The sequence below is a fragment of the Micromonospora sp. NPDC048947 genome, assembly GCF_040649495.1.
Classification (GTDB): domain Bacteria; phylum Actinomycetota; class Actinomycetes; order Mycobacteriales; family Micromonosporaceae; genus Micromonospora; species Micromonospora alfalfae.
On the sequence record NZ_JBEZFO010000045.1, the window covers coordinates 1 to 15,070 of the forward strand.

General features: G+C 70.9%; 13 protein-coding genes. 11 read left to right on the plus strand and 2 right to left on the minus strand.

Annotated features, from left to right (window positions below):
* Nucleotides 1–264 precede the first annotated feature (264 nt).
* From ruvC to AB0B98_RS32820, 8 genes are all read left to right on the plus strand, one after another.
* Nucleotides 265–792 (plus strand): crossover junction endodeoxyribonuclease RuvC, encoded by a 528-nt coding sequence (gene ruvC / locus AB0B98_RS32785; RefSeq protein WP_357367704.1) that lies wholly within the window; start codon nt 265–267, stop codon nt 790–792.
* Nucleotides 789–1,391, plus strand: coding sequence for a Holliday junction branch migration protein RuvA (gene ruvA, locus AB0B98_RS32790; RefSeq protein ID WP_091401818.1), 603 nt, complete (start codon nt 789–791; stop codon nt 1,389–1,391). The genes ruvC and ruvA overlap by 4 nt, the downstream gene beginning before the upstream one ends.
* Before the next feature lie 16 nt (nt 1,392–1,407).
* Nucleotides 1,408–2,475: a Holliday junction branch migration DNA helicase RuvB gene (gene ruvB / locus AB0B98_RS32795; RefSeq protein WP_238669205.1), complete on the plus strand. Its 1,068-nt coding sequence runs from the start codon at nt 1,408–1,410 to the stop codon at nt 2,473–2,475.
* Between the two features lie 121 nt (nt 2,476–2,596).
* A complete protein-coding gene (gene yajC / locus AB0B98_RS32800; protein WP_238688667.1) occupies nt 2,597–2,953 on the plus strand; it encodes a preprotein translocase subunit YajC in 357 nt (118 codons plus the stop codon).
* 275 nt (nt 2,954–3,228) lie between these two features.
* Nucleotides 3,229–5,148, plus strand: a complete 1,920-nt coding sequence (gene secD, locus AB0B98_RS32805; RefSeq protein WP_357367705.1) for a protein translocase subunit SecD — start codon at nt 3,229–3,231, stop codon at nt 5,146–5,148.
* 1 nt (nt 5,149) lies between these two features.
* On the plus strand, nt 5,150–6,349 hold the full coding sequence (secF, locus tag AB0B98_RS32810; RefSeq protein WP_357367707.1) for a protein translocase subunit SecF: 1,200 nt from the start codon (nt 5,150–5,152) through the stop codon (nt 6,347–6,349).
* Nucleotides 6,350–6,427: 78 nt separating this feature from the next.
* Nucleotides 6,428–6,994 (plus strand): adenine phosphoribosyltransferase, encoded by a 567-nt coding sequence (locus AB0B98_RS32815; protein ID WP_357367708.1) that lies wholly within the window; start codon nt 6,428–6,430, stop codon nt 6,992–6,994.
* 197 nt (nt 6,995–7,191) lie between these two features.
* Nucleotides 7,192–9,714, plus strand: coding sequence for a bifunctional (p)ppGpp synthetase/guanosine-3',5'-bis(diphosphate) 3'-pyrophosphohydrolase (locus AB0B98_RS32820; RefSeq protein ID WP_357367710.1), 2,523 nt, complete (start codon nt 7,192–7,194; stop codon nt 9,712–9,714).
* Nucleotides 9,715–9,808: 94 nt separating this feature from the next.
* Here the strand turns inward: AB0B98_RS32820 and AB0B98_RS32825 are convergent, their stop codons facing one another.
* Both AB0B98_RS32825 and AB0B98_RS32830 read right to left on the minus strand, forming a co-directional pair.
* Complete coding sequence (locus AB0B98_RS32825; RefSeq protein ID WP_357367711.1) at nt 9,809–10,651, minus strand: peptidylprolyl isomerase; 843 nt, start codon at nt 10,649–10,651, stop codon at nt 9,809–9,811.
* Between the two features lie 59 nt (nt 10,652–10,710).
* Nucleotides 10,711–11,595, minus strand: a complete 885-nt coding sequence (locus AB0B98_RS32830) for a peptidylprolyl isomerase (RefSeq protein WP_357367713.1) — start codon at nt 11,593–11,595, stop codon at nt 10,711–10,713.
* A 270-nt stretch (nt 11,596–11,865) separates the two neighbouring features.
* Between AB0B98_RS32830 and AB0B98_RS32835 the strand changes: the two genes are divergently transcribed.
* The 3 genes from AB0B98_RS32835 to AB0B98_RS32845 all read left to right on the plus strand — a co-directional run bounded on the left by AB0B98_RS32835 (nt 11,866) and on the right by AB0B98_RS32845 (nt 14,991).
* Complete coding sequence (locus tag AB0B98_RS32835) at nt 11,866–12,576, plus strand: MBL fold metallo-hydrolase (RefSeq protein ID WP_238669226.1); 711 nt, start codon at nt 11,866–11,868, stop codon at nt 12,574–12,576.
* A gap of 73 nt (nt 12,577–12,649) precedes the next feature.
* Nucleotides 12,650–13,978 (plus strand): histidine--tRNA ligase, encoded by a 1,329-nt coding sequence (hisS, locus tag AB0B98_RS32840; RefSeq protein WP_357367715.1) that lies wholly within the window; start codon nt 12,650–12,652, stop codon nt 13,976–13,978.
* 71 nt (nt 13,979–14,049) lie between these two features.
* A complete protein-coding gene (locus AB0B98_RS32845) occupies nt 14,050–14,991 on the plus strand; it encodes an acyl-ACP desaturase (RefSeq protein ID WP_181518646.1) in 942 nt (313 codons plus the stop codon).
* Nucleotides 14,992–15,070: the final 79 nt, after the last annotated feature.

Genomic DNA, 15,070 nt, shown 5'->3' on the forward strand with positions numbered 1-15,070 from the left:
GCGGGGCGCGGGGCGCGGGGCGGGGCGTGGGGTGTGCGGCGTGGGGTGCGCGGTGCGCGGCGCGGGGTGCGGGGGCAACGGGCGTGAGGCCGCAGGGCGCAGGGTGCCGCGGGGGGCGGCGAGGGCGAGCCGGGGCGCGAGGGGGGAAGGGCGAGGCGGGGCGTGAGGGGCGGGGTGCGGAGGGCGTGTCCCGTGGGACTGGTGGGAGGGGCGCCGGTTAGGGTGTCGAACACACGTACTGCTGACGGCTGGGGAGGGGGCGGCGTGCGCGTGCTCGGTGTGGACCCGGGGTTGACCCGGTGTGGGGTGGGCGTGGTCGAGGGTGTGCCCGGCCGGCCCTGCACCCTGGTCGCCTACTACGTGGTCTACACCGACCCGGCCGACGACCTGGCGCTGCGTCTGTTGCACCTGGACCGGTCGCTGAACAAGCTGGTCGCCGAGCACCAACCGGAGAGCGTCGCCGTCGAGCGGGTGTTCAGCCAGCACAACGTTCGCACCGTGATGGGCACCGCGCAGGCCAGTGGCATCGCCGTGCTGGCCGGGGCGCGGGCCGGGCTGCCGGTGCAGACGTACACCCCGAGCGAGGTGAAGGCCGCCGTGACCGGGTCCGGTCAGGCCGACAAGGCGCAGGTGACAGCGATGGTGACCCGGCTGTTGCGCCTGGCCGAGCCGCCGAAGCCGGCGGACGCCGCCGATGCGCTGGCCCTGGCCATCTGCCACGTGTGGCGTGGCGGAACCCGCTCCAAGCTGGCCGCCGCGGCGGACCGGGCACGACGAGGAGGAGCGCGATGATCGCCAGCGTGCGCGGCACGGTGACCGCGACGGGTCCGGACCAGGCAGTGATCGAGGTCGGCGGGGTCGGGCTTGCCGTGCACTGCGCCCCGGGGACCCTCGCGGAGCTGCGGGTCGGCCAGGTGGCTCGGCTCGCCACCAGCTTGATCGTGCGGGAAGACTCGCTGACCCTCTACGGCTTCGCCGACGACGACGCCAAGTCCCTGTTCGAGCTGCTCCAGACCGCCAGTGGGGTCGGCCCGCGGCTGGCCCAGGCGGTGCTGGCGGTGCACACCCCGGACGCGGTTCGCAAGGCGATCGCCAACGCCGACACGGCCGCCCTGACCCGGGTACCCGGGATTGGCAAGAAGGGCGCGGAACGTCTGGTGCTGGAGCTGCGTGACCGGATCGGCCCGGTGCCGATCGGTGCCGACGGGGTGGCCGGGGTGACCCGCGGCAGCTGGCCCGACCAGGTCCGGCAGGCGCTGGTGGGGTTGGGCTGGACGGCCGGGCAGGCCGACCAGGCGGTGGCCGCGGTGGCGGAGTCGATCGAGGGTGAGACCCCGCCGGTGCCGGTCCTGCTCAAGCAGGCCATCCGACTGCTGGGCCGCACCCGATGACCGCGCGGGCCGCACGATGAGCGAGACCGAGGGGCTTGTCTCGGCGTACGTCAGCGACGCCGATCGGGACGCGGAGGCCACGGTACGGCCGAGGCGGCTGGCCGAGTTCATCGCCCAGGACCGGGTACGCGACCAGCTCGACCTGTTGTTGCAGGGTGCCATGCGGCGGGGGTCGCCGCCGGATCACATCCTGCTCTCCGGCCCACCCGGGTTGGGTAAGACGAGTCTGGCCAACATCGTCGCCGCCGAGCTGGGCGCGGGCATCCGGGTGACCAGCGGTCCGGCGATCGAGCGTTCCGGTGATCTGGCGGCGATCCTGACCAGTCTCGCCGAGGGCGACGTGCTCTTCATCGACGAGATCCATCGGATCGCGCGGCCGGCCGAGGAGCTGCTGTACAGCGCGATGGAGGACTTCCGGGTCGACGTGGTGGTGGGCAAGGGGCCGGGAGCGACGGCGATCCCGCTGGACGTCGAGCCGTTCACACTGGTCGGCGCGACGACCCGTTCGGGCCTGTTGACCGGGCCGATGCGGGACCGGTTCGGCTTCGTGGCGCACCTCGACTTCTACGCCCCGGCTGATCTGGAGACGCTGCTGCACCGTTCGGCGCGGATCCTGGGGGTGCCGATCACTCCGGAGGGCGCTACCGAGATCGCCGGTCGCTCCCGGGGTACCCCGCGGATCGCGAACCGGCTGCTGCGGCGGGTCCGCGACTACGCCGAGGTTCGGGCGAACGGGGTGGTCGATCTCGACACCGCCCGCGCGGCTCTGATCGTGTACGACGTGGACGCGCTCGGTCTGGACCGGTTGGACCGCGCGGTGTTGACCGCGTTGGTCGACTCGTTCCGGGGCGGCCCGGTCGGGTTGTCCACCCTCGCCGTGGCGGTGGGGGAGCAGCCGGACACGGTCGAGGAGGTCTGCGAGCCGTTCCTGGTGCGGGCTGGGCTGTTGGCCCGTACGCCGAGGGGCCGGGTGGCGACCGAGGCCGCCTGGCGGCATCTGGGGCGCACACCGCCGAATGGTACATTTGGTGTAGATAGCCCGCCTGTGCCCGACTTGTTCTCCTTGGATGTCGATCAGCCGTGATGTGAACGTGATCTGTGCCGCATTCGGCGTTCCCAGGTGCAGGGTTTAGACTTCGCCGCGGTCTGTACAGGACGTGAGAATCCGCCTCCGCTCCGGCACCCCGGTGCCGGGGAGGTGGCCAATGGGAAGGTCAGTAACCGTGCAATTGGCAGCACCGGGTGGTGGGGCCGGCGGCATCACGCCGATCCTGATGATCGCCCTGCTCTTTGGCGTCATGTACTTCATGATGATCCGACCCCAGCAGAAGCGCCGCAAAGAGGCGGAGGCGATGCAGTCCAACCTCGGCCCCGGCGACGAGGTCGTGACCATCGGTGGGCTCTACGGCACTGTCACCGGCATCGAGGACGACACCGTCCTGATCGAGGTCGCCCCGGGCGTGCAGACCCGCTACGCCCGCCCGGCCATCGCGCGGGTGGTCACCCGCGCGGAGCTGCCGAGCGAGCCGGTCACCGAGGACGCGGACACCGTCAAGGAGTGACCCCTCCCCCGGGAACGGCGAGTCCGGCGTACGGCCGGTGGGCCGGCTTCCGGGTCGTCGCGCCCGAACGGGGCAGCGGACGAGACGTGAAAACTGGATAGTTGGGTCGACGCCGGGCGTCGGCACGTTCCCGTGACCGTCGGCGTTCCACGCCGGGGTGCCGGTCCTCGTGTTGGCATCTCGTCGGCTCAAGGCAGACCCGTCGGGCGGAACCCCCGGCCCGACACCGCCGCCGCTGCGACAGCGGCGCGACCGTACAGGGAGACAGGACAGCCGTGGCACCACCTCAGGGACAGATGCGCCCCGGGCGGCAGCTCGCCGTGCTCGGGTTCATCTTCGTGGTCCTCTATCTTTTGGTGTTCTTCGCCGGCGCCAGCGGCAGCTGGAAGGACCGGCTCGAGCCCAAGCTCGGCCTGGACCTCATCGGCGGCACGCGGGTGACACTGGAGGCGACCAACAGCGTCGACGGCAAGCCCCCGACGGCGGAGAACCTCGAGGAGGCCCGCGAGATCATCGAGAGCCGGGTCAACGCGTTCGGCGTGGCCGAGGCCGAGGTGGTCACCGAGGGCAACCGCAACATCGTCATCTCCCTGCCCGGTGAGAACCGGGACCTCACCGACGTGGGCAGCGCGGCCGAGCTGCGCTTCCGCAAGGTGCTCAAGGCCGCCTCCGGCAGCGGGGTGGCCGAGGCACCGCCCGCCGCCACGCCTGCCCCGTCCGGCAGCGCCGCCCCGTCCGGCAGCGCGACCCCGTCCGGCGCCGCGACCCCGACCCCGACGGGCAGCGCCTCGCCGAAGGTGACCTCGTCGCCCAGTGGCGGTCAGGGCGGAATGGCCCCGGCGTCGCCCAGCGCCACGCCGACCCCCTCCGCGTCCGCCACCGCCTCGCCGAGCGCCGCCGCGCCCAGCGCCAGTGCCGAGCCGGTGCCGGCCAGCATCGAACAGCAGCGCAAGGCCGTCGAGCAGAAGGTTGGCGCCGCCGCGTGGCAGGCCGCCAACGGGTTGCAGGCCCCGGCCGACCTGACCGCCGACCCGTCGCTGGCCGAGAAGCTCAAGCCGTTCGGCACGCTGTCTCCGCAGGAGGTCGCGGTGCTGCCGGCGCAGATGCAGTTCAACGTGCCGACGATCGGCTGCAAGCAGCTCGACGAGCGCCCTCCGGCGTCGATCTCCGACGCGAAGCAGCAGGTGGTCTCCTGCGAGGACGGCGCGTCGAAGTACCTGCTCGACCAGGCCAAGGTGCTGGGCACCGACGTGTCCGACGCCGACGCGGTGCTCGACCAGACCAACGCCTGGGTGGTCAGCCTGGACTTCACCGGCGACGGCCAGGGCAAGTGGACCTCGCTGACGCGTGAGGCGTTCACCAACGAGGGCCAGGCCTGCGACGCGACCGCGTTGGGTCAGGACGGCAAGTGCCGGGTGGCAGTCGTGCTGGACAACAAGATCGTCTCCTCCCCGGAGATCCAGGGCGTGCTGACCGGCAACTCCCAGATCACCGGCACCTTCACCCAGAAGGACGCCAGCACCCTCGCCGGTCAGCTCCGCTACGGCGCGCTGCCGGTGACCTTCGAGCAGCAGGAAGCGCAGAACGTCACCGCCACGCTGGGTGCCAGCCACCTGCGCGCGGGTCTGCTCGCGGCCGGCATCGGCATGCTGCTGGTCATCATCTACGCGTTCTTCTACTACCGGCTGCTCGGCTCGGTGATCTTCCTGAGCCTCATCCTCTCCGCGCTGCTGGTCTTCGGCGCGCTGGTGGTGCTCGGCCGGCAGATCGGCTTCACGCTCACCCTCGCCGGCATCGCCGGCATGATCGTCTCGCTCGGTGTGGCGGCGGACTCGTTCGTCATCTACTTCGAACGTCTGAAAGACGAGATCCGGGAGGGGCGCAGCCCGCGTAGCGCGGTGCCCCGTGCCTGGATCCGGGCCCGTCGGACGATCATCTCGGCCAACGCGATCACGCTGCTCTCCGCTGTGGTGCTCTACGTGGTCTCGGTCGGCACTGTCAAGGGCTTCGCGTTCGCGCTCGGCCTGGCCACTGTGCTGGACCTGGTGGTGGTCTTCCTCTTCCGGCACCCGATCATGACGATGTTCGCCCGGACCCGGGCGTTCCTGTCCCCGCGGGTCAGCGGTCTGGGCCGGGCACTGCCGGCCCGCAACCAGCCGACTCAGCCCCGCAACCCGCGCGCCAAGGAGGCCTGAGATGGCTGAAAACGGTCTGGCGAGCCGCCTCTACAACGGCGAGGCCGGTCTCAACATCGTCGGTCGGCGCAAGCTCTGGTTCGGCGTCGCCGGGGTTCTGGTCCTGATCGCGATCCTCAGCTTCTCGATCCGTGGGTTCAGCCTGGGCATCGAGTTCGCCGGCGGTAACTCGTTCCAGGTGCCGGCCAGCGTCGGCACCCTGGACGACGCCGAGCGGGAGGTCAACTCCGCGCTGGCCTCGGAGAACACCGGCGTTGAGGTGGCCACCACGCAGAAGGTCGGCGGCCCGGGCGGCGACTCCTACGAGCTGCGCACGCCGCAGCTCACCGTCGAGCAGGCGAACGCGGTCAAGGCCCAGATCGCCGAGGACCTCGGCATCAACGTCGACCAGATCAGCGGCAACCAGGTCAGTGAGGCGTGGGGCAGCCAGGTGACCGAGCGGGCCGTGCTCGGTCTGGTCATCTTCATCGCGCTGGTGATGGTCTACCTGATCCTGCGCTTCGAGTGGCGGATGGCCGTGGCCGCGGTCGCCTCGCTGATCACCAACCTGATCCTCACCGCCGGCATCTACTCGCTGGTCGGCTTCGAGGTCACCCCGTCGACGATCATCGGCTTCCTCACCATCCTGGGCTTCGCGCTCTACGACGTGGTGGTGGTCTTCGACAAGGTCCAGGAGAACACCCGGGGCATTACCGCCAACAACAACCAGACGTACGGCGAGGCGTCCAACCTGGCTGTCAACCAGAGCCTGATGCGGTCGTTGAACACCTCGGTGGTGGCCCTGCTGCCGGTCGGTGGTCTGCTCTTCATCGGTGCCGGCCTGCTCGGCGCCGGCACGCTGAAGGACCTCGGCCTGGTGCTGTTCGTCGGTATGGCGGTGGCGTTCCTGACCTCCATCCTGGTGGCCACCCCGCTGCTGGCGCTGCTGAAGAACTACGACCCGCGGATCCAGGCGCACAACAAGCGCGTCCTGACCCGGCGGGGTGCGGTCAGCCGTGGCGAGGTCCCCGGTAAGGGTGCTGCCGCGAGCCCGGTGGCGCAGGCCGACGCGACCGACGAGCCGGTCGACCAGGACGCCGCAGCGCTGGCCGGTGCCGCCCCCAAGGTGGGCGCTCGGCCGGCGGGCAAGCGGCCCACCGGTGCCCGTGGCGGTCGCCCGGGTGGCGGCGGCAACCGGCCGGGTGGCGCCAAGCGGCGCTGACCCGACAGGAAACACCCGAACGGCGTCCGGCATGCTGTTGCCGGACGCCGTTCGTCGTCGAAGGAGAGCGAAACAGCCGTGACGGAGACCCACAGCACCGCAGCGCGCGGGGACAGTGGCCCGGAGGTCGCCCGACTGGTCGCCAGTCGGGTCCTGGACGTGCCCGACTTCCCCAAGCCCGGCGTCATGTTCAAGGACCTGATGCCCCTGTTCGCCGACGGCAAGGTCTTCCGTGACGTGATCGACGTCATCGTCGCGTACCACGGGCGGGACACCTTCGACGTGGTGGTCGGCATCGAGGCGCGCGGGTTCGTCGTCGCGGCGGCCATCGCGTACGCGACGGGGGTGGGCGTGGTGCCGGTGCGCAAGGCCGGCAAGCTGCCCCGCCCGGCGCACTCGGTCTCCTACGAGTTGGAGTACGGCGAGGCCACCCTTGAGGTGCACGAGGACGCCTTCACCGCCGGGCACCGGGTGCTGGTGGTCGACGACGTGCTGGCCACCGGTGGCACCGCCGAGGCGACGCTGGACCTGGTCGAGCGGGCTGGCGGCACCGTCAGCGGCTTCACTGTGCTGCTGGAGCTCGGCTTCCTGGGTGGGCGCGAGCGACTGGCGCCGCGTCCCGTCCACGCCCTGTTGACTGTTTGAACCGGTCGGTACTCTGCTGACCGTTTGATCCCGGACCCGTCGGATGGACTCGGCGCCGACCGTCCGGCGGAGCGGCAGGGGACCGTCCGTGCGGGTAGCATTGCCCTTTGCTGACGCCGGCGGTATGCCGTCCGGCGGGCGAGACCAGGTCGGCCGATCTTCGGCCGGCGTGTTTCCGGCGAGCGGTGAGGAGGCCGGTGTCCCACGATGTCGTCCCTCCGGCGGAGGGCACGGTGCACCCGACAGGCGACGCTGACGGCTCGGTGACCGACCGGACAGGCGACGCGCCGGCCCGGGTGACGGGCACCGGCAACGGCTCCGGTCGGGCTGCCGGTGAGAGCGCGGTGCGTCCGACCAGCGGCCCGCCGAGCGCTGAGGCGTCCCCCGGCGCCGATGGCGTCGTGGTGCCGTTCCCGACCGACGCGGGCATCGACCCGTCGCCCAGCGGTGGCTTCGGGCTGTCCAACGCGCCCACCGGTCGGCGGGTCCGGGCCCGGCTTGCCCGGTTCAACGCGCCCTGGCAGACCTCGCAGGTCAGCGAGGTGCTGGAGCCGCTGATCGCGAGCCACCGGGACAACCACCCCAAGGCGGACGCCCGGCTGCTCCAGCGCGCCTTCGACACTGCCGCGCGGTGGCACTCCGGGCAGTACCGCAAGTCCGGTGACCCCTACATCACCCACCCCCTGGCCGTGGCGACCATCCTCGGCAACCTGGGGATGGACACCACCACGTTGGTCGCCGCGCTGCTGCACGACACCATCGAGGACACCGAGTACACCCTCGACCAGATGCGGGCCGACTTCGGTGGCGAGGTCGCCCTGCTGGTCGACGGCGTCACGAAGCTCGACAAGGTCAAGCTGGGCGACGCGGCCAAGGCCGAGACGATCCGCAAGATGGTCGTGGCCATGGCGAAGGACCCGCGGGTGCTGGTGATCAAGCTGGCCGACCGGCTGCACAACATGCGCACCCTGACCTTCCTGCCCCGCCCCAAGCAGGAGCAGAAGGCCAAGGAGACGCTGGAGATCCTGGCGCCGCTGGCGCACCGGCTCGGTATGAACACGATCAAGTGGGAGCTGGAGGACCTGTCCTTCGGCACGCTCTTCCCGAAGCGCTATGAGGAGATCAACCGGCTGATCGGGGAGCACCAGCCGCAGCGCGAGGCGCTGCTGCGGCAGGTGACGCAGAAGGTGCAGATCGACCTGAAGGCCGCCAAGATCAAGGCGGAGACCACCGGTCGGCCGAAGCACCTCTACTCGATCTACCAGAAGATGATCGTGCGGGGTCGCGACTTCAACGACATCTACGACCTGGTCGGTGTGCGGATCCTGGTCGACACGGTTCGGGACTGCTACGCGGCGCTGGGTGTCATCCACGCCAACTGGCAGCCGGTGCCGGGCCGGTTCAAGGACTACATCGCGATGCCCAAGTTCAACATGTACCAGTCGTTGCACACGACTGTCATCGGGCCCACCGGCAAGCCGGTGGAGATGCAGATCCGCACGTACGCGATGCACCGCACCGCGGAGTTCGGCATCGCCGCGCACTGGAAGTACAAGGAGCACAAGGGCACCCAGATCGTCGGCCCGCCCGCGCACATCGACGAGATGACCTGGCTGCGGCAGCTGCTCGACTGGCAGCGTGAGGCGGCCGACCCGAGCGAGTTCCTGGACGCGCTGCGCTTCGACCTGTCCAGCCAGGAGGTGTACGTCTTCACCCCGAAGGGTGACGTCATCCCGCTGCCGACCGGGTCGACACCTGTGGACTTCGCGTACGCGGTGCACACCGAGGTGGGGCACAAGTGCATCGGCGCGCGGGTCAACGGCAAGCTGGTGCCGTTGGAGTCGACGCTGTCCAACGGCGACGTGATCGAGATCTTCACGTCGAAGTCCGAGACGGCCGGCCCGACGCAGGACTGGCTGGGCTTCGTCAAGAGCCCGCGCGCCCGGACGAAGATCCGGCAGTACTTCAACAAGGAGCGGCGCGAGGAGGCGATCGAGGCCGGCAAGGACGCGATCGTCAAGGCGATGCGCAAGCAGGGCATGCCGTTGCAGCGGATGCTCACCTCCGACGCGCTCATGTCGATCGCCCGCGACCTGCACCTGGCCGACGTGGCCTCGCTCTACGCGGCGGTCGGCGACAGCCAGGTCTCCGCGCAGTCGGTGGTGCAGAAGCTGATGGCCGCGTACGGCGGCGAGGAGGGCGCGGCGGAGGACATCGCCGAGACCGCCGTCGCCACCCGGCCGCCGCGCAGCCGGCAGAGCAGCAGCGACCCGGGCGTGGTGGTCCGGGGCGTCAGCGACGTCTGGATCAAGCTGGCCCGCTGCTGCACACCGGTCCCACCGGACTCGGTGTTCGGCTTCGTCACCCGCTCCGGCGGGGTGAGCGTGCACCGCGACGACTGCGCCAACGCCGAGGACCTGCGCGCGCAGAGCGAGCGGGTCGTCGAGGTGAGCTGGAAGCTCACCTCCGCGTCGACGTTCCTGGTCGCCATCCAGGTCGAGGCTCTGGACCGGCACAAGCTGCTGGCCGACGTCACCCGGGTGCTCTCCGACGAACGGGTCAACATCCTCTCCGCCACCGTCACCACCACCCGTGACCGGGTGGCGGTGAGCCGGTTCAGCTTCGAGATGGCCGACCCGAAGCACCTGGGCCACCTGCTGGCCACGGTGCGCAAGGTCGACGGCGTCTTCGACGCCTACCGGGTCACCTCCGGCGCCTGACGCCCACCGGATCGGTCTCGGGGCTCGACGCGTACAGCGGAAATGACAGCGCCCGCCGGCTCAGCCGGCGGGCGCTTCGTCGTGCGCGCGGGGGTCAGCCCTGCGGGTTGCTCATCGTGAGGTCCTTGATGATGACCTCCTTCTTCGGGTGACCGCCCCCGGCCTGCTGGGCGAACGCCCCGTCGTCGCCGGCCTTGGCCACGTCCTTGACGAGGTCCATGCCGCCGGTGATGGTGCCCACCACCGTGTACGCCGGGTCCAGCGGCGAGTCGCCGTAGACGATGAAGAACTGGCTGCCGGTGCTCCCCGGATCCTGGGCCTTGGCCATCGCGATGACACCCTCCGGGTACGGCGGGCGCTTGTCGGTGGGCAGGTTCTCCTCGGCCATCCGGTAGCTCGGGCCGCCCTGGCCGTCGGTGTCCCGCCAGCCGTTGCCGGTGGCGCTGGGGTCACCGCACTGCAACACCTTGATGCCCTCGCTCACGAGGCGGTGGCACTTGGTGTTGTCGAAGAAGTTCTTCTCCGCGAGGTAGGTGAAGCTGCCTGCCGTGCACGGCACCAGCGACCGGTCGACCTTGGCCGTGATCGGGCCGAGGTTGGTGTCGATCGTCATGGTCTGGACGCCCTTGGCGGACTGCTCGTTGCCGGGCACCCCCACGTCCTTGATCTGCGGGGGGCGCTGCTCGGTGGGCAGCGCGGTGTACGCGCACTCGGCCGCGCCCGCCGCCGGCGCGGCGGTGTCGCTCTTGTTGTCGTCGTCGCCGCCGAGGCTCACCGCCAGCCAGACGGTGCCGGCGACCACGAGCACCAGCGCGGCAGCCGCGCTGACGATCGCCGTCGTCTGCCGGCGCTTGCGGGCCTTGGCCGCGCGCTCGGCCATCTCCTTCTCGAGCCGGGCGCGTGCCGCCGCGCGCTGCCGCTCTCTGGTGGACGTCACGCCTGGATCCTCCTGGCTGATTGCTGCTGGGTGCCGCTTGGGTGGGTGGTGGCGCCCGGTCAGCCGGCGCTCGGGCTGCTGGCCGGGGTGCCGGAGGTCGAGGGAGCCGGTGCCGCACCGGTGACCGGCTCACCGACCGTGAGGCTCTGGATCGTCACATCGGTGCTGGGCTTGACCTTCGCCCCGGTCCCATTGTCCACGGTCGGAAGGGCGCCGATCTTCTCCACCACGTCCAGCCCGCCGGTCACCCGGCCGATGACCGGGTACTTGGGGTCGGCGGTGGTGAAGTCCTTGAAGAAAATCAGGAACTGGCTGCCGTTGCTGCCCGGCGGGTTGGAGACCATCGTCACCGTGCCCTTCGGGTACGTCGGCGGCTGGCCGGGGGCCGGACTGGCCGACGGCGACGCCGACGGGACGGTCGGCAACTCCTCGTCGTAGAACGAGTAGGTCGGCCCACCAAGACCCGTGCCGCTGGGGTCGCCGCAGCGCAGCGCGCCCTCGGCGGTGATCTCGTGGCACTTGGTGTTGTCGTAGAACGACCGGCTCGCCAGGTGGGCGATGCTCGCCGCCGCGCACGGGGAGTTGGTCAGGTTCAGTTCCGCGGTGATCGGCGCGCCCTGGTTCGTGGTCACCGTCATCGCCCGGGTGCCTTCGGTGGGCAGATCCTTGGTGGCCGGCGTGCCGACGTCCTTGAGGTTGGTGTTTGCCGTCGCGTCCTGCGGCGTCCAGAGGCAGGTGTCCTCAGCGGCCGTGTTCTGCTTCGGGTCGGAGTCGAACGCCCCGAGCGCCCAGGCTGAGCCGGCCACTACCAGCACAAGGATCAGAGCGGCGCCAACTCCGGCCTGGATCTGCCGTCGGCGCCTCGTCGAGGCGGCCCGGCGAGCCAACTGCCGGTCGAGCTTGGCCCGCGCCAGTTTGCGCTGCCGGTCCCTGCTGGAAGCCACCAGTGCTCCCCTTTCCTCTACCTGGTCGTCGCCGGCGGCCGGTAGCCCCGGCCCGTCCGGGCGTGACGTGTGCCGCGCCACACGCCCGCCAGAGTGTACGGCTAGTGACTGGGAATGTGGTGTACGAGGTCCACCCCGTCCCGAGCAGCGCTTATCGGAGGTTGTCACTGTGCCCCACGAGGCCCGTGGGACGGACGCGGCAAACTCGCTCGGCCCGCCCGATAGGCTGCTGGGCAGGACGACAGCTGCTCGACGGAGAGGACAGTGCCCGTGCTCGTGGCCGGCTTTCCCGCGGACGCCTTCGGCACCAACTGCTACGTGGTTGCCACCGCGCCGGGGGAGCAGTGCGTGGTGGTCGACCCTGGCATCGGGGTGCTCGACCAGCTCGACGCGCTGCTCGCCGAGCACCGCCTGCATCCGGCCGCCGTGCTGCTCACCCACGGCCACCTCGACCACACCTTCTCGGTCGCGCCGGTCTGCGGTGCGCGCGGCATCACCGCGTACGTGCACCCCGGTGACCGGGAGATGCTGGCCGACCCGTCCAAGGGCCTCTCGACCGACCTGACGTCGCTCTTCGGCGGCCGGCTGAGCTACACCGAGCCGGAGGACGTGGCGGAGTTGACCGACGGGGCCACCCTCACGCTCGCCGGCCTGGAGATCGCCGTCGACCATGCCCCTGGCCATACCGGCGGGTCGGTGCTGTTCCGGCTGCCGGGCGCCGGGTCGAACTGGGAGGCTGACGAGCTGTGCCTCTCCGGTGACGTCCTCTTCGCCGGGTCGATCGGCCGCACCGACCTGCCGGGCGGGAGCATGCCGGCCATGCTCACCAGCCTGCGCGACAAGATTCTTCCGCTGGCCGACGACACCGTCGTGCTGCCCGGCCACGGCCCCAGCACCACCATCGGCCGCGAGCGCGCCAGCAACCCGTACCTCATCGAGGTGGCTGGCACGTCGCCGGCCGCTCCCACCCGGGGCCTCTAGATCTTCTGTCCGCGCCGCGCGCGGACCCACGACACCACCGCGCCACCGGCGCGGAACCGCAAGGAGTACGCCGATGAGCAAGCCCACGCCCATCTCCGGCTTCCCGGAGTGGACCCCCGGCCAGCGGATGATCGAGCAGTTCGTGCTCGACAGGATCCGGGCCACCTTCGAGGTGTACGGCTTCGCGCCGCTGGAGACCCGCGCCGTGGAGCCGCTGGACCAGCTGCTGCGCAAGGGCGAGACCTCGAAGGAGGTCTACGTGATCCGGCGGCTGCACGCCGACGCCGAGGGTGCCGGTGGTGACGACCAGCTCGGCCTGCACTTCGACCTGACCGTGCCGTTCGCCAGGTACGTGTTGGAGAACGCCGGCAAGCTGAGCTTCCCGTTCCGCCGCTACCAGATTCAGAAGGTGTGGCGGGGCGAGCGGCCGCAGGAGGGGCGCTACCGGGAGTTCGTCCAGGCCGACATCGACATCGTCGACCGGGACACCCTGGCCGCGCACCACGAGGCGGAGATGCCGCTGGTCATCGGGGACGCGCTGCGCTCGTTGCCGATCCCACCGGTGACGATCCAGGTCAACAACCGCAAGATCTGCGAGGGTTTCTACCGGGGCATCGGCCTGACCGACCCGGAGGCGGCGCTGCGGGCCGTGGACAAGCTCGACAAGATCGGCCCGGCGAAGGTGGCCGACCTGCTGGCCCAGACCGCCGGGGCGAGCGAGGCGCAGGCCAAGGCGTGCCTGGCGCTGGCCGAGATCTCCGCCCCGGACGCGTCGTTCGCCGATGCCGTCCGGGCGCTCGGGGTGAGCGACCCGCTGCTCGACGAGGGCATCGAGGAGCTGGTCCGGGTGGTGGATACCGCCGCCGAGCACTCGCCCGGCCTCTGCGTGGCGGACCTGCGCATCGCCCGCGGGCTGGATTACTACACGGGCACCGTCTACGAGACCCAGCTGCGCGGCTACGAGCGTTTCGGCTCGATCTGCTCCGGCGGCCGGTACGACAACCTGGCCAGCGCCGGCGCCGTCTCGTACCCGGGGGTGGGGATCTCGATCGGCGTGACCCGGCTGCTCGGTCTGCTCTTCGGCGCGGGGGAGCTGTCGGTCTCGCGGGAGGTGCCGACCGCAGTGCTCGTCGCGGTGACCAGCGAGGAGCAGCGTACGGCCAGCAACCGGGTGGCCGAGGCGCTGCGGCGGCGCGGGGTGCCGACCGAGGTGTCGCCGAGCGCGGCGAAGTTCGGCAAGCAGATCCGCTACGCCGAGCGGCGTGGCATCCCGTACGTCTGGTTCCCCGGTGCCGGGGGAGCGCCGGACGAGGTGAAGGACATCCGCTCCGGTGAGCAGGTCACGGCCGGTGCGGGGGAGTGGACGCCACCCCTGGCAGACCTCAAACCCACTGTCGGTTGAGTGTCCCCACTGGCGCTGACGGCCGCGGGGACCTACGGTAGCGTAAGTTACGCCACCGTAGGGAGTTTCTCGTGACCGTCAGCACCACAGTGAGCCAGACCGCGCTGCTCGTCGAGTTGGAGCCGGTTGTCGCACGCAACCTGGACCGCCACCTCTCGCTCGCCAAGGAGTGGTTCCCGCACGAGTACGTGCCGTGGAGCGAGGGGCGGACCTTCGACGGCCCGCTCGGCGGCGAGGCGTGGTCACCGACCGACTCCACGATCCCGGACGTGGCCCGCACCGCGCTGATCGTGAACCTGCTGACCGAGGACAACCTGCCCTCGTACCACCACGAGATCGCCACTCTGTTCGGTCGCGACGGCGCGTGGGGCACCTGGGTGCACCGGTGGACCGCCGAGGAGGGTCGCCACGGCGTCGCGATCCGCGACTACCTGACCGTCAGCCGGGCGGTCGACCCGGTGGCGTTGGAGCGGGCCCGGATGACCCACATGTCGGAGGGCTACACCAACGCCCACGGCGACGAGGTGCTGCACTCGCTGGCGTACGTCTCGTTCCAGGAACTGGCCACCCGGATCTCGCACCGCAACACCGGTAAGGCCACCGGCGACCCCACCTGCGAGGCGCTGCTGGCCCGGGTGGCCGCCGATGAGAACCTGCACATGGTCTTCTACCGCAACCTGCTCGCGGCCGCGTTCGAGCTGGCCCCGAGCCAGGCCATGCGGGCAGTCGCCGACGTGGTGGCCGACTTCCAGATGCCGGGCAGCGGCATCGACGGGTTCGCCCGCAAGTCGGTGGCGATCGCCCTGGCCGGCATCTACGACCTGCGCCAGCACCGCGACGAGGTGCTGCAGCCGGTCCTGCGTCAGTGGGACGTCTTCAACGTGACCGGCCTCAACGCCGACGGTGAGGCCGCCCGCGAGCAGCTCGCCGCCCAGCTGGAGAACCTGGACCGCGCCGCGAGCCGCTTCGAGGAGAAGCGCGACGCCCGAGCCGCCCGCCTAGCCCTCCGCTAAAACCCCCCCCCCCCCCCCCCCAACCCCCCCCCCCCCCCCCCCCCCCCCCCCCCCCCCCCCCCCCCCCCCCCCCCCCGGG